This is a genomic window from Streptomyces sp. NPDC044002 (assembly GCF_056434525.1).
In genome coordinates, this window is the sequence record NZ_JBWKEZ010000030.1 from 42,327 (window position 1) to 56,357 (window position 14,031).

General features: G+C 73.5%; 13 protein-coding genes. 12 read left to right on the top strand and 1 reads right to left on the bottom strand.

The window, feature by feature from the left end; translation table 11 throughout:
• Positions 1 to 8: 8 nt before the first annotated feature.
• From AC07A6_RS22395 to AC07A6_RS22450, 12 genes are all read left to right on the top strand, one after another.
• Positions 9 to 881, top strand: a complete 873-nt coding sequence (locus AC07A6_RS22395) for a glycosyltransferase family 2 protein (RefSeq protein WP_362467102.1) — start codon at positions 9 to 11, stop codon at positions 879 to 881.
• Positions 882 to 977: 96 nt separating this feature from the next.
• Complete coding sequence (locus tag AC07A6_RS22400) at positions 978 to 1,907, top strand: ABC transporter permease (RefSeq protein WP_362467089.1); 930 nt, start codon at positions 978 to 980, stop codon at positions 1,905 to 1,907.
• Positions 1,900 to 2,682, top strand: coding sequence for an ABC transporter ATP-binding protein (locus tag AC07A6_RS22405; protein ID WP_007267598.1), 783 nt, complete (start codon positions 1,900 to 1,902; stop codon positions 2,680 to 2,682). The genes AC07A6_RS22400 and AC07A6_RS22405 overlap by 8 nt, the downstream gene beginning before the upstream one ends.
• Before the next feature lie 391 nt (positions 2,683 to 3,073).
• Positions 3,074 to 4,006 carry a squalene synthase HpnC gene (hpnC, locus tag AC07A6_RS22410; protein WP_478778270.1) on the top strand — a complete coding sequence of 311 codons (933 nt, stop codon included), beginning with the start codon at positions 3,074 to 3,076 and terminating at the stop codon, positions 4,004 to 4,006.
• 8 nt (positions 4,007 to 4,014) lie between these two features.
• Positions 4,015 to 4,953, top strand: a complete 939-nt coding sequence (gene hpnD / locus AC07A6_RS22415; RefSeq protein WP_478778240.1) for a presqualene diphosphate synthase HpnD — start codon at positions 4,015 to 4,017, stop codon at positions 4,951 to 4,953.
• Positions 4,953 to 5,348: a hypothetical protein gene (locus AC07A6_RS22420; RefSeq protein ID WP_478778241.1), complete on the top strand. Its 396-nt coding sequence runs from the start codon at positions 4,953 to 4,955 to the stop codon at positions 5,346 to 5,348. Before hpnD ends, AC07A6_RS22420 begins: the two co-directional genes overlap by 1 nt.
• A complete protein-coding gene (gene hpnE / locus AC07A6_RS22425) occupies positions 5,345 to 6,739 on the top strand; it encodes a hydroxysqualene dehydroxylase HpnE (RefSeq protein WP_478778242.1) in 1,395 nt (464 codons plus the stop codon). The genes AC07A6_RS22420 and hpnE overlap by 4 nt, the downstream gene beginning before the upstream one ends.
• Before the next feature lie 53 nt (positions 6,740 to 6,792).
• A complete protein-coding gene (locus AC07A6_RS22430; protein WP_386272812.1) occupies positions 6,793 to 7,893 on the top strand; it encodes a polyprenyl synthetase family protein in 1,101 nt (366 codons plus the stop codon).
• 111 nt (positions 7,894 to 8,004) lie between these two features.
• Complete coding sequence (gene shc, locus AC07A6_RS22435) at positions 8,005 to 10,035, top strand: squalene--hopene cyclase (protein ID WP_478778243.1); 2,031 nt, start codon at positions 8,005 to 8,007, stop codon at positions 10,033 to 10,035.
• Complete coding sequence (locus tag AC07A6_RS22440; RefSeq protein ID WP_478778244.1) at positions 10,035 to 10,682, top strand: phosphorylase family protein; 648 nt, start codon at positions 10,035 to 10,037, stop codon at positions 10,680 to 10,682. Before shc ends, AC07A6_RS22440 begins: the two co-directional genes overlap by 1 nt.
• Before the next feature lie 6 nt (positions 10,683 to 10,688).
• Positions 10,689 to 11,720, top strand: coding sequence for an adenosyl-hopene transferase HpnH (hpnH, locus tag AC07A6_RS22445; protein WP_362467083.1), 1,032 nt, complete (start codon positions 10,689 to 10,691; stop codon positions 11,718 to 11,720).
• Positions 11,717 to 13,120, top strand: a complete 1,404-nt coding sequence (locus AC07A6_RS22450) for an aspartate aminotransferase family protein (protein WP_478778245.1) — start codon at positions 11,717 to 11,719, stop codon at positions 13,118 to 13,120. Before hpnH ends, AC07A6_RS22450 begins: the two co-directional genes overlap by 4 nt.
• A 52-nt stretch (positions 13,121 to 13,172) precedes the next feature.
• Here the strand turns inward: AC07A6_RS22450 and AC07A6_RS22455 are convergent, their stop codons facing one another.
• Positions 13,173 to 13,994 (bottom strand): tyrosine-protein phosphatase, encoded by an 822-nt coding sequence (locus AC07A6_RS22455; RefSeq protein ID WP_478778246.1) that lies wholly within the window; start codon positions 13,992 to 13,994, stop codon positions 13,173 to 13,175.
• Between the last annotated feature and the right edge of the window lie 37 nt (positions 13,995 to 14,031).

Consider the following 14,031-nt stretch of genomic DNA (forward strand, 5'->3'; position numbering starts at 1 on the left):
CGGCCCCGATGCGGCTGGGCGCCGTGATCATCACCATGGGCAACCGCCCCGACGAGCTCAAGGCGCTCCTCGACTCGGTCGCCCGGCAGGAGGGCGACCCCGTCGAGGTGGTCGTCGTAGGCCAGGGCGTCGAGGTCACCGGGCTCCCCGAGGGCGTGCGCACCGTCGCCCTCCCGGAGAACCTGGGCATCCCCGGCGGCCGCAACGTCGGCATCGAGGCATTCGGGCCCGGCGGCTCCGACGTCGACGCCCTGCTCTTCCTCGACGACGACGGGCTGCTGGAGCGCACCGACACCGCAGAGCTGTGCCGGCAGGCCTTCACCGAGGACCCGGAGCTCGGGATCGTCAGCTTCCGCATCGCCGACCCCGAGACCGGCACCACCCAGCGCCGCCACGTGCCCCGGCTGCGCGCCTCGGACCCGATGCGCTCCTCCCGCGTGACCACGTTCCTGGGCGGCGCCAACGCCGTCCGCACGAAGGTGTTCGAGCAGGTCGGCACGCTCCCCGGGGAGTTCTTCTACGCCCACGAGGAGACCGACCTGGCCTGGCGGGCGCTCGACGCGGGGTGGCTGATCGACTACCGGGCGGACATGGTGCTGCTGCACCCGGCGACCGCTCCCTCCCGGCACGCGGTGTACCACCGTATGGTGGCCCGTAACCGGGTGTGGCTCGCCCGCCGCAACCTGCCCGCCCCGCTGGTCCCGGTCTACCTGGGCGTCTGGCTCGCGCTGACGCTCGTACGCAGGCCCTCGGCGCCCGCGCTCAAGGCCTGGTTCGGCGGGTTCAAGGAGGGCTGGACCACTCCCTGCGGCCCCCGGCGCCCCATGCGGTGGCGCACGGTCTGGCGGCTGACGCGGCTGGGCCGCCCGCCGGTCATCTGACAAGCTCGGGTCTGGGACCATGGGCCCATCACGGGTCCGGCGTCCCAGCCCCCGATGCCCCTCCTGCCGCATCCAGAAGACGGAAAGTTCCAACTTGTGAGTGACACAACCCACGACGGTGCCCTCGCCACGAGCAAGCCGCCGTCCGACGACGCAGGGCTCAGCCCCGCGGAGCTCGCCCGGAAGTACGGCCTGTCCGTCAGTGGCGCGCGGCCCAGCCTGGGCGGATACGTGCGGCAGCTCTGGGGCAGGCGCCACTTCATCATGGCCTTCTCGCGGGCCAAGCTGGTGGCGCAGTACAGCCAGGCCAAGCTCGGCCAGGTCTGGCAGGTGGCGACCCCCCTGCTCAACGCGCTGGTCTACTACCTGATCTTCGGCCTCATCCTGAACGCGGGCCGGGGCATGGAGAAGGGGGTCTACATCCCCTTCCTGGTGATGGGCATCTTCGTCTTCACCTTCACCCAGAGCTCGCTGATGGCGGGCGTCCGGGCGATCCCGGGCAACCTCGGCCTGGTGCGGGCGCTGCACTTCCCGCGCGCCTCCCTGCCGATCTCGTTCTCCATGCAGCAGCTCCAGCAGCTCCTGTACTCGATGATCGTCGTGGTCGTCGTCGCCGTGGCCTTCGGGAACTACCCGCGGCTGTCGTGGCTGCTGGTGATCCCGACGCTGGTGCTCCAGTTCGTCTTCAACACCGGGCTCGCGCTGGTCTTCGCGCGCATGGGGTCCAAGACCCCCGACCTGGCGCAGCTGATGCCGTTCCTCACCCGTACCTGGATGTACGCCTCGGGGGTCATGTTCTCCATCAGCGAGATGCTGAAGGACCGGCCGGCGTGGATCGCGGACGTGCTCCAGTGGAACCCCGCCGCGATCTACATGGACCTGGTCCGCTTCGCGATGATCGACGGCTACGGCCGGGAGAACCTCCCGCCGCACGTCTGGGCCTTCGCGGTGGGCTGGGCCGTGGTGATCGGCCTCGGCGGCTTCGTGTACTTCTGGAAGGCTGAGGAGCGTTACGGCCGTGGCTGACAACACCCAGGGGCGCGTCCCCACCGTCATCGCGGACGAGGTGCACATCGTGTACCGCGTCAACACGGGCAGCTCCGGCAAGGGCAGCGCCACCGCCGCGCTGAGCAAGATCCTGCGCCGGGGCAAGGGCGACGCCCCGGGCGTCCGCCGGGTCCACGCCGTACGGGGCGTCTCCTTCACCGCGTACCGCGGCGAGGCCATCGGCCTCATCGGCTCCAACGGCTCCGGCAAGTCGACCCTGCTGCGCGCCATCGCCGGCCTGCTGCCCTGCGAGTCCGGCAAGGTCTACACCGACGGCCAGCCCTCGCTGCTCGGCGTGAATGCCGCCCTGATGAACGACCTCACCGGTGAGCGCAACGTCGTCCTCGGCGGTCTCGCGATGGGCATGAGCCGCGAGCAGATCAAGGAGCGCTACCAGGACATCGTCGACTTCTCGGGGATCAACGAGAAGGGCGACTTCATCTCCCTGCCGATGCGCACCTACTCCTCCGGCATGGCCGCGCGCCTGCGCTTCTCGATCGCCGCCGCCAAGGACCACGACGTCCTGATGATCGACGAGGCGCTCGCCACCGGTGACCGCAGCTTCCAGGTGCGCTCCGAGAACCGCATCCGCGAGCTGCGGGAGAAGGCCGGCACGGTCTTCCTGGTGAGCCACAACAACAAGTCCATCCGCGACACCTGCGACCGGGTGCTGTGGCTGGAGAAGGGCGAGCTCCTGATGGACGGGCCCACCGAGGAAGTGGTCTCTGCGTACGAGAAGGCCAGCGGCCACTGACCCGAGGGTCCGCCGCCGCTCCCGGCCCGCAGGCCCCCGCCGCTCCCCGCGGCGGGGGCCTCGCCGTGCGGGGAGGGCGCCGGCCGGCGGGCGGGCGGAGCGGGAGATCCGGGGCGGCGGCCGACATTCCGGGGCGCGGGGACACCCGATAGGCCCCCGCGGCGTTGTACAGCGTAAGCTGGACCAGTTCTCAATCGCGCCAAGAGTGGACGATTCCCCGCAGCCGGCTCCGTGGGGATACCCCCGGGTAAGGTCCGGCGGCGTGTCCGAAATAGGATGACTTGGGTCGGCAGTGTAGAACGGGAGACGTGACGGCAATGGCTACGGGAATTCTCCGGCCCCCAGGCACAGCGGCCGTCCCGGGCGGCGGGCGGTGACCCCCGGGCACGGCATCCGTCCCGCGCCGGCGGCCGGCGAAGCCGCCCCCGACCTGCTCCACACGCGGGCCACCCTCGGCAAGGCCGCGGCGGAGAACTTCCCCGTCGCCCCCGCCTTCCTCCCGCGCGCCTGGCGCGACGGCCTCATGGCCGTCTACGGGTACGCCCGCCTGGTCGACGACATCGGCGACGGCGACCTCGCCCCCGGCGGGCGCGACGCCGTCCTCCTCGGCCTCGACGCCGCCGCGGCCGACGACCGGCCCGCGATGCTCGACGCCCTCGAAGCCGACCTGCTGCGCGTCTTCGGCGGCACCGACGGCCCCCCGCGCCACCCCCTGCTGCTCGCCCTCCAGCCCGTCGTACGCGACCACGGGCTGAGCGCCGGGCACTTCCTCGGGCTCATCGAGGCCAACCGCCAGGACCAGCGGGTGGCCCGCTACGAGACGTACGGGGACCTCCTCGGCTACTGCGAGCTCTCCGCCAACACCGTCGGCCGCCTCGTGCTGGAGCTCACCGGCACCAGCACCCCCGAGCGGGTCCGCCGCTCCGACGCCGTCTGCACCGCCCTGCAGATCGTCGAGCACCTCCAGGACGTCGCCGAGGACCTCCGCCGCGACCGGATCTACCTCCCGGCCGAGGACATGCGCCGCTTCCACGTCTCCGAGGCCGACCTCGGGGCCCCGTCCGCCGGGGCGTCCCTGCGGTCCCTGATCGCCTTCGAGGCCGAACGCGCGCGCGACCTGCTGGATGAGGGCACCCCGCTCGTGGGCAGCGTGCACGGCAGGCTGCGGCTGTTGCTCGCGGGGTTCACGGGAGGGGGGCGAGCCGCCCTGCGAGCGGTCTCCGCCGCCGGCTTCGACGTGCTGCCCGGCCCGCCCAAGCCCACCCGGAGCCTCCTGCTCCGCGAGGTGGCCGCCGTCCTGCGCACAGCGCCGAGAAAGGGGTGAGCCCGAACGTGGAGGGCACCGCACACGCGTCAGCACCGTCCGCCCAGGTCCTCGCGGCCTACAGCTACTGCGAGGCCGTCACCGGCACCCAGGCGCGCAACTTCGCGTACGGCATCCGGCTGCTGCCCACCGACAAGCGGCAGGCGATGTCCGCGCTCTACGCCTTCTCCCGGCGCGTCGACGACATCGGCGACGGCACCCTCGCGCCCGACGCCAAGCTGGCCCGGCTGGAGGACACCCGCGCCCTGCTCGGCCGGGTCCGCGCAGGGGAGATCGAGGAGGACGACACCGACCCGGTCGCCGTCGCCCTCGCGCACGCCGCGCGCCGCTTCCCGATCCCCCTCGGCGGCCTCGACGAACTCATCGACGGCGTCCTGATGGACGTCCGCGGCGAGGAGTACGAGACCTGGGACGACCTCAAGGCCTACTGCCGCTGCGTCGCCGGGGCCATCGGACGGCTCTCGCTCGGCGTGTTCGGCACCGTCGGCCCGGCCGGCCGCGCCGACGAGTACGCCGACACCCTGGGGCTGGCCCTCCAGCTCACCAACATCCTGCGCGACGTCCGCGAGGACGCCGGCAACGGGCGCACCTACCTGCCGGCCGAGGACCTCGCCAAGTTCGGCTGCTCCGAGGGCTTCCAGGACGGCCGGGCCCCCGCCGGCTCCGACTTTGCCGGGCTCGTGCACCACGAGGTCCGGCGCGCCCGGGCCCTGTTCACCGAGGGCTACCGGCTGCTGCCGATGCTCGACCGGCGCAGCGGCGCCTGCGTGGCCGCCATGGCCGGCATCTACCGCCGCCTCCTGGACCGCATCGAGCGCGAACCCGAGGCGGTGCTGCGCGGCCGCGTCTCGCTGCCGACCCACGAGAAGGCGTACGTGGCCGTACGCGGCCTGTCCGGCCTCGACGCCCGCACCGTCTCCCGCCGGACCACCCGGCGGCGGCCCTGATGCCGGCCACCCCGGGCACCCCGGCCCGGGACGGCGCCACCTGCCCGCCGGCTCCGTCCGCTGCGGACCGGGGCCGCGCGGCGCAGCGCCCCGGCCCCGGCGGCACCCGCCCGCAGCACGCGGCACCCGCCGCCGGCGGGTTCCCCGGCCCGGCACCGGCCGCACCGGCCCGGGGCGCCGCCGCCCTGGGACGCGCCGCGGCGGGCCCCGGCCACGCCACGGGCGGCACCCGCCCGCAGGGCTGCCCCGGCCCGGGGCCGGCCGTGCCGGCCGGGGGCGCCGTGGGCCGGCGGGCAACCGCGCGGCGCTCCGGTGCGTCCGTAGGGGCGGGCTCCGCCCGCAGCGCAGTACACCCCGGCCCGCAGGGCCACCGCACCACCCGGGAGGCCTCATGAGCGGCAGCGGAAACGGCGGGAGCGACGACCGCGCCGTCGTCATCGGCGGCGGCCTCGCCGGCGTCACGGCCGCGCTGGAACTCGCCGACGCCGGACTGCGGGTCACCCTCCTCGAAGGGCGGCCCCGGCTCGGCGGCCTCGCCTTCTCCTTCAAGCGCGGCGACCTGACCGTCGACAACGGCCAGCACGTCTACCTGCGCTGCTGCACCGCCTACCGGTGGTTCCTGGACCGCGTCGACGGCGCGGCCCTCGCCCCGCTCCAGGACCGGCTCGACGTACCCGTCCTCGACGTGGCCCACCCCCGCGGACCCCGCCTCGGACGGCTGCGCCGCAGCGCGCTGCCCGTACCCCTGCACCTGGCCGCCTCCCTGGCCACGTACCCGCACCTCTCGCTCGCCGAGCGCGCGAGCGTCGGCCGCGCCGCCCTCGCGCTGCGCCGCCTCGACCCCGCCGACCCGGCCCTCGACGGCCTCGACTTCGGCACCTGGCTCGCCCGCTACGGCCAGTCCCCGCGCACCGTCGACGCCCTCTGGGACCTCGTCGGCATCGCCACCCTCAACGCCGTCGCCGCCGACTCCTCGCTCGGCCTGGCCGCCATGGTCTTCAAGACCGGCCTGCTCTCCGAGAACGGCGCCGCCGACATCGGCTGGGCCAAGGTCCCGCTCGGCGACCTCCACGACACCCTCGCCCGCAAGGCCCTCGACGCCGCCGGCGTGCGCACCGAACTGCGCACCCGGGTCACCGCGGTCACCCGCACCGGGGACGGCGGCTGGCGGGTCGACACCGAGGGCGAGTCCCTCGACGCGGGCACCGTCGTCCTCGCCGTCCCCCAGCGCGAGGCGCACGCCCTGCTGCCCGCCGGGGCGCTGGCCGACCCGGACAAGCTCCTCGACATCGGCACCGCCCCCATCCTCAACGTCCACGTCGTCTACGACCGCAAGGTGCTCAAGCAGCCCTTCTTCGCCGCACTGGGCACCCCCGTCCAGTGGGTCTTCGACCGCACCGACGCCTCCGGACTCACCGACGGCGGCCAGTACCTGGCCCTGTCCCAGTCCGTCGCCCAGGACGACATCGACGAGCCCGTCTCCGTCCTGCGCGCCAAGTACCTGCCCGAGCTGGAACGGCTGCTGCCGGCCGCGCGCGGCGCGAAGGTACGGGACTTCTTCGTCACCCGCGAGCGGACCGCCACCTTCGCCCCCAGCCCCGGCGTCGGCCGGCTGCGCCCGGGCCCCCGAACCGACACGCCGGGGCTCTACCTCGCCGGTGCGTGGACCGCCACCGGCTGGCCCGCGACCATGGAGAGCGCCGTCCGCAGCGGCCTCGGCGCGGCGCACGCCGCGCTGGCCGCTCTCGGCCGCCCCCGCGAACACCCCCTGCAGGAGGCGGTATGAGCATCACCACCAGCACCACCGGCACAGCACGTACAGGAACCAGAGGAGAGCCAGTGAACCCGGGGAACCCGGCTGTCGAGAACACGGATGCCGGCACGGGCGCGGCCGGAGGGGGAGCGGGGAACGCCGACACCCTCGCCCTCCTCGAACGCGGCCGCGACCTGTCGACCCCCGTGCTCCGCGCGGCGGTGAGCCGGCTCGCGGCGCCCATGGACACCGTCGCCGCCTACCACTTCGGCTGGATCGACGCCCAGGGCAACCCGGCGGACGGCGACGGCGGCAAGGCCGTGCGCCCCGCCCTCGCGCTGCTCTCCGCCGAGGCGGCGGGCGCCGCCGCCGAGGTCGGCATCCCCGGCGCCGTCGCCGTCGAACTCGTCCACAACTTCTCGCTGCTGCACGACGACCTGATGGACGGCGACGAGCAGCGCCGCCACCGCGACACGGTGTGGAAGGTGCACGGCCCCGCCCTCGCGATCCTCGTCGGCGACGCCCTGTTCGCCCTCGCCAACGAGGTGCTGCTGGAGCTCGGCACCGTCGAGGCCGGCCGGGCGACCCGCCGCCTGACCACCGCCAGCCGCAAGCTCATCGACGGCCAGGCCCAGGACATCTCGTACGAGCACCGCGAGCGCGTCAGCGTCCAGGAGTGCCTGGAGATGGAGGGGAACAAGACCGGAGCCCTGCTCGCGTGCTCGGTGTCGATCGGCGCCGTGCTCGGCGGCGCCGACGACCGCACCGCCGACAAGCTGGAGGAGTACGGCTACCACCTCGGCCTCGCCTTCCAGGCCGTCGACGACCTCCTCGGCATCTGGGGCGACCCCGAGTCCACGGGCAAGCAGACCTGGAGCGACCTGCGCCAGCGCAAGAAGTCCCTGCCCGTCGTCGCGGCCCTCGCCGCGGGCGGACCCGCGTGCGAGGAGCTCGCGCGGCTGCTCGCGGCCGACGCCAAGAGCAACGACTTCGAGAACTTCTCCGAGGAGGAGTTCGCCCACCGCGCCGCCCTCATCGAGGCCGCCGGCGGCCGCCAGTGGACCGCCGACGAGGCGCGCCGCCAGCACGCCATCGCCATTCGGGCGCTCGACGACGTGGACATGCCGCAGCGGGTGCGGGAGCAGCTCGTGGCCCTCGCCGACTTCGTCGTCGTGCGCAAGAGGTGATCTCCGCCGGAAAGTGGATATGAATCGCGAGTCGCCGGCCGGGGACCCCTAGGGACCCCCCGGCCGACGGCAGACCCGGGCACAGCCGAAGCTCTGTTCGAAGGGGAAGCCATGACAGCGACGACCGACGGCGGCGGTGCGATCACCGGCGGCGCGGATCCGCGACACGACAGCACGGCGGCCCCGGCCGCCGCTCCCGCCGGCCCGCCCGGCGGCGGCACCGGCCTGCCGAAGGGCGTACGGGAGGCCGTCGACCGGGCGACCGGCGAGCTGCTGGCCCGCCAGGACCCGGCGGGCTGGTGGAAGGGCGACCTGCAGACCAACGTCACCATGGACGCCGAGGACCTGCTGCTGCGCCAGTTCCTCGGCATCCGCGACGAGGCCGTCACCCGCGCCGCCGCCCTCTTCGTCCGCGGCGAGCAGCGCGAGGACGGCACCTGGGCCACCTTCCACGGCGGACCGCCCGAACTCTCCGCCACCGTCGAGGCGTACGTCGCCCTGCGCCTGGCCGGGGACCCGCCCGACGCCCCGCACATGGCCCGCGCCTCGGCCTGGATCCGGGCCCACGGCGGGATCGCCGCCGCCCGGGTGTTCACCCGGATCTGGCTGGCCCTGTTCGGCTGGTGGAGCTGGGACCACCTGCCGGAACTGCCGCCCGAGCTGGTGTTCCTGCCGCCCTGGGTGCCGCTGAACATCTACGACTTCGGCTGCTGGGCCCGCCAGACCATCGTCCCGCTCACCGTGGTCTCCGCGCTGCGGCCGGTCCGCCCGGCCCCCTTCGCGCTCGACGAGCTGCACACCGACGCCCGCGACCCCGTCCCCGCCGCAACCCTCGCACCGCTGGCCAGCTGGGACGGGGCCTTCCAGCGGATGGACAAGGCCCTGCACCTCTACCGGCGGGTCGCCCCGCGCCGGCTGCGGAAGGCGGCCATGGCCGCCGCAGGCCGCTGGATCGTCGAACGCCAGGAGAACGACGGCTGCTGGGGCGGGATCCAGCCCCCCGCCGTCTACTCCGTGATCGCCCTGCACCTGCTCGGCTACGACCTGGGGCACCCGGTGATGCGGGCCGGGCTGGAGTCCCTGGACCGCTTCGCCGTGTGGCGCGAGGACGGCGCCCGGATGGTCGAGGCCTGCCAGTCCCCGGTCTGGGACACCTGCCTCGCCGCGATCGCCCTGGCCGACGCGGGCCTGGCCCCCGACCACCCCGCCCTGGTCAAGGCCGCCGACTGGATGCTGGGCGAGGAGATCCGCCGCCCGGGCGACTGGGCGGTGCGCCGGCCCGGACTCGCCCCCGGCGGCTGGGCCTTCGAGTTCCACAACGACAACTACCCCGACATCGACGACACCGCCGAGGTGGTCCTGGCACTGCGCCGGATCCGCCACCCGCAGCCGGGCAAGGTCGAGGCGGCCATCGCCCGCGGGGTGTCCTGGAACCTCGGCATGCAGTCGAAGAACGGCGCCTGGGGCGCCTTCGACGCCGACAACACCAGCCCCTTCCCCAACCGGCTCCCCTTCTGCGACTTCGGCGAGGTCATCGACCCGCCCTCGGCGGACGTCACCGCCCACGTGGTGGAGATGCTCGCCGTCGAGGGCAGGGCCGCCGACCCGCGCGCCCGGCGCGGCATCGCCTGGCTGCTCGCCGAACAGGAGCCGGACGGCGGCTGGTTCGGCCGCTGGGGCACCAACTACGTGTACGGGACGGGCTCGGTGGTCCCCGCCCTCACCGCCGCCGGGATCGCCCCCTCGCACCCCGCCGTCCGGCGGGCCGTGGGCTGGCTGGAGTCCGTACAGAACGAGGACGGCGGCTGGGGCGAGGACCAGCGCTCCTACCGGGACCGCTCCTGGGCCGGGAAGGGCGCCTCGACCGCCTCCCAGACCGCGTGGGCCCTGATGGCCCTGCTGTCGGCGGGGGAGCGGGACGGCGACGCCGTCGGACGCGGCCTCGCGTACCTGGTGGAGACCCAGCGCCCCGACGGCACCTGGGACGAGCCGTACTTCACCGGCACCGGCTTCCCCTGGGACTTCTCCATCAACTACCACCTGTACCGGCAGGTGTTCCCGCTCACCGCCCTCGGCCGGTACCTCCACGGAGAGCCGTTCGGCCCGCAGCGCCGCAGCGCCCCGGCGGCGGGGGAGTCCTGATGCCCGCCGGGCCCGCCGGGGCCGGCCCCCCGCCGCCGCTGCTGGTCGCCTGCGCCCTGCGCATCGAGGAGGCGGCCCTGCGCAGCGCGGGCCGCGCGGCCGGAGGCGGCGGCACGGTCCTGCGTACCGGCATGGGACCGCGCGCCGCCGACCGGTCCGTCGCCCGCGCCCTGGCGCGGCCGGGGATGCAGCGGGCGGCCGTCCTCGCGACCGGGTTCTGCGCCGGCCTGGTGCCCGGCATGCACCCCGGCGACCTGGTCGTCGCCGAGGAGACCCGGGACCCCCGCGGGGCGGTCGGCTGCACCGGCACCGCCCTGCTCGCCGAGGCACTGGCCCGCGCCGCACCCGGCCGGACCGTGCACACCGGCGCACTGACCGGATCCGACCACGTCGTCCGCGGCCAGGAGCGCGCGCAGCTGCGCGCCACCGGCGCCGTCGCGGTCGACATGGAGTCCGCGGCCACCCTGTGGACCGCCGCGGCACCGGGACGCCCCGTTGCGGCCGTCCGGGTGATCGTGGACGCTCCGGAGCACGAGCTCGTCCGTATCGGCACGGTCCGCGGTGGAATATCTGCCTTCCGTGTACTACGTGCCGTACTGCCCGTGTTTTACGAATGGCACCGTTCGTTGCTGCTTCCCAGGAGGTGAATCCAGATGGCCATGCCCCTGCGACAGTCCATCAGGGTCGGGACCTATCTTCTCGAACAGAAGCTCCGCAAGCGCGAGAAGTTCCCGCTGATCGTCGAGCTGGAGCCGCTCTACGCCTGCAACCTCGCCTGTGAGGGCTGCGGGAAGATCCAGCACCCGGCCGGAGTGCTCAAGCAGCGCATGCCCGTCGCCCAGGCGGTCGGCGCGGTCCTGGAGTCCGGCGCGCCCATGGTCTCCATCGCCGGCGGCGAACCCCTGATGCACCCGCAGATCCACGAGATCGTGCGCCAGCTGGTGGCCCGCCGGAAATACGTGTTCCTCTGCACCAACGCACTGCTGCTCCGCAAGAAGATCGAGAAGTTCACCCCGTCCCCCTACTTCGCCTTCGCCGTCCACATCGACGGACTGCGCGAACGCCACGACGAATCCGTCGCCAAGGAAGGCGTCTTCGACGAGGCCGTCGCCGCCATCAAGGAGGCGAAGCGCCGCGGATTCCGGGTGACCACCAACTCCACCTTCTTCAACACCGACACCCCGCAGACGATCATCGAGGTGCTGAACTTCCTCAATGACGACCTCCAGGTCGACGAAATGATGATCTCGCCCGCCTACGCCTACGAAAAGGCACCCGACCAGGAACACTTCCTCGGCGTCGAACAGACCCGCGAACTCTTCAAGAAGGCCTTCGCGGGCGGCAACCGGCGCCGCTGGCGGCTCAACCACTCCCCGCTCTTCCTCGACTTCCTCGAAGGCAAGGCCGATTTCCCCTGCACTGCCTGGGCCATTCCCAATTACTCGCTCTTCGGCTGGCAGCGCCCCTGCTACCTGATGAGCGACGGCTACGTGCCCACGTACCGGGAGCTCGTCGAGGAGACCGACTGGAACAAGTACGGCCGCGGCAAGGACCCGCGCTGCGCCAACTGCATGGCGCACTGCGGCTACGAGCCCACCGCCGTCCTCGCCACCATGGGCTCCCTCAAGGAGTCCCTGCGCGCCGCCCGGGAGACCGTGGCGGGCAACCGGGACGCGTCGGCATGACCGGCGGCCAGGGAGCGCGGCGGGGCTTCGACCTCGCCGCGCTGCTCGCCGAGCGCGGCGCGGAGCGCTACGAGCTGCACGCCCGCCACCTCAACCACCAGCTGCCCCGCATGCTGCACACCATCGGCTTCGACAAGGTCTACGAGCGGGCCGAGGGCGCCCACTTCTGGGACGCCGAGGGCAACGACTACCTCGACATGCTGGCCGGCTTCGGGGTGATGGGCCTGGGCCGGCACCACCCGGTGGTCCGCCAGGCCCTGCACGACGTCCTGGACGCCCAGCTCGCCGACCTCACCCGCTTCGACTGCCAGCCGCTGCCCGGTCTGCTCGCCGAGAAGCTGCTGTCGTACAGCCCGCACCTCGACCGGGTCTTCTTCGGCAACAGCGGCACCGAGGCGGTGGAGACCGCCCTGAAGTTCGCCCGGTACGCCACCGGGCGCCCCAGGATCCTCTACTGCGACCACGCCTTCCACGGGCTGACCACCGGCTCCCTGTCGGTCAACGGCGAAGGCGGCTTCCGCGACGGGTTCGCCCCGCTGCTCCCCGACACGAAGATCGCCCTCGGGGACCTGGCGGCCCTGGAACGCGAACTCGCGCGCGGGGACGTGGCCGCCTTCGTGGTCGAGCCGGTCCAGGGCAAAGGGGTGCACGCCGCCCCGCCCGGGTTCCTGCGCGCCGCGCAGGAGCTGCTGCACCGGCACAAGGCCCTGCTCATCGCCGACGAGGTGCAGACCGGCCTCGGACGGACCGGGGACTTCTACGCGTACCAGCACGAGCCGGGCGTGGAACCGGACCTGGTATGCGTGGCCAAGGCCCTCTCCGGCGGGTACGTGCCCGTCGGCGCGACCCTGGGCAAGGACTGGATCTTCCAGAAGGTCTACTCGTCCATGGACCGGGTGCTGGTGCACTCCGCCAGCTTCGGCTCCAACGCCCAGGCGATGGCGGCGGGCCTCGCGGTCCTGTCCGTCATGGAGGACGAGCAGCTGGTGGCCAACGCCCGGGCCATGGGCGACCTGCTGCGCGGACGCCTGGCGGCGCTCGTGGACCGGTACGAGCTGCTGCACGAGGTGCGCGGGCGCGGACTGATGATCGGCATCGAGTTCGGCAAGCCCTCCTCCCTGGGGCTGCGCAGCCGGTGGGCGGTGCTCCAGGCGGCCCGCAAGGGCCTGTTCGCGCAGATGGTCGTGGTGCCGCTGCTGCGCAGGCACCGGATCCTCACGCAGGTCTCCGGGGACCACCTGGAGGTCATCAAGCTGATCCCGCCGCTCATCGTGGACGAGGCGGACGTGGAGCGGTTCGTCGGGGCCTTCGAGGAGGTCATGGAAGAGGCGCACGGCGGGGGCGCCCTGATGTGGGACTTCGGCCGGACCCTGGTGAAGCAGGCGGTCGGCAACCGCTGAGGCGCGGCGGCGCCGGAGGGGGCCCGGGCGGGCCCCCTCCGGCCGTCCGGGGTCAGCCCTCCAGGAGCCGGTCCCGCAGCCGGTCCAGGGACCCGGGCGCGAGCGAGAGGCCCTCGGCGAGGTAGCGCTCCACCCCGCCCCACTGCTCCTCGATGACCGCGAAGGCCGCGAGCAGGTACTCCGCGCGGGCGTCGAACAGCGGCGCCAGCAGCTCCATCACCTCGGGGGAGCGGGCCTCGGGCGCGTCGCTGCCCCGGCGCACCCGGTAGCGGTTGTGCGGGACGTTGGACTCCAGGTAGTCCGCCACGATCGCCTCGCGCTCCACGCCCAGCGCGAGCAGGGTCACCGCGACCGACAGCCCGGCCCGGTCCTTGCCGGCGGCACAGTGCATCAGCGCCGGCACGCTGTCCAGCGCGAGCGCGTGCACGACACGGCTGTGTTCGGCGGTGCGGGTGCGGATGATCGTGCGGTACGAGTCCGTCATGCGGGCGGCGGCCCGGCCCTCGCCCAGGAGGCCGCGGAGCTGGTCGAGCTCGCCGTCGCGGACCATCTTCCAGAACTCCCGGCCGTCGGCCGGATCCGTCAGCGGGATGTTCACGTTGCGCACGCCCGGCAGTTCGACGTCCGGGCCCTCCAGGGCGTGGTCCGCTCCGTTGCGGAAGTCGAAGACGGTGTGCAGCCCCAGCGAGGCGAGGAACTCTGTATCGGTTTCGGTGGCATGCGCCAGATGTCCGCTTCGAAACAGTCGTCCCGTCCTGACCCTCCGTCCGTCCGTGGTCGGCAACCCGCCCACGTCACGGAAGTTGCGCACTCCGGTCATCTCCGCGCCGCGTTCGGGTCCGGCCGGAAGGGGCCGGGGTATCTGCTGGGTCACGTGTACTCCTCCGTGTGGGTCCGCGGTGTCCGAATTG

Excerpts from the sequence above, each read along its gene's own strand:
- AC07A6_RS22395 (WP_362467102.1), top strand. The coding sequence starts at position 9 with ATGCGGCTGGGCGCCGTGATCATCACCATGGGCAACCGCCCCGACGAG.
- AC07A6_RS22450 (WP_478778245.1), top strand. The coding sequence starts at position 11,717 with ATGACCGGCGGCCAGGGAGCGCGGCGGGGCTTCGACCTCGCCGCGCTG.
- shc (WP_478778243.1), top strand. The coding sequence starts at position 8,005 with ATGACAGCGACGACCGACGGCGGCGGTGCGATCACCGGCGGCGCGGAT.
- AC07A6_RS22420 (WP_478778241.1), top strand. The coding sequence starts at position 4,953 with ATGCCGGCCACCCCGGGCACCCCGGCCCGGGACGGCGCCACCTGCCCG.
- hpnH (WP_362467083.1), top strand. The coding sequence starts at position 10,689 with ATGGCCATGCCCCTGCGACAGTCCATCAGGGTCGGGACCTATCTTCTC.
- hpnE (WP_478778242.1), top strand. The coding sequence starts at position 5,345 with ATGAGCGGCAGCGGAAACGGCGGGAGCGACGACCGCGCCGTCGTCATC.
- AC07A6_RS22440 (WP_478778244.1), top strand. The coding sequence starts at position 10,035 with ATGCCCGCCGGGCCCGCCGGGGCCGGCCCCCCGCCGCCGCTGCTGGTC.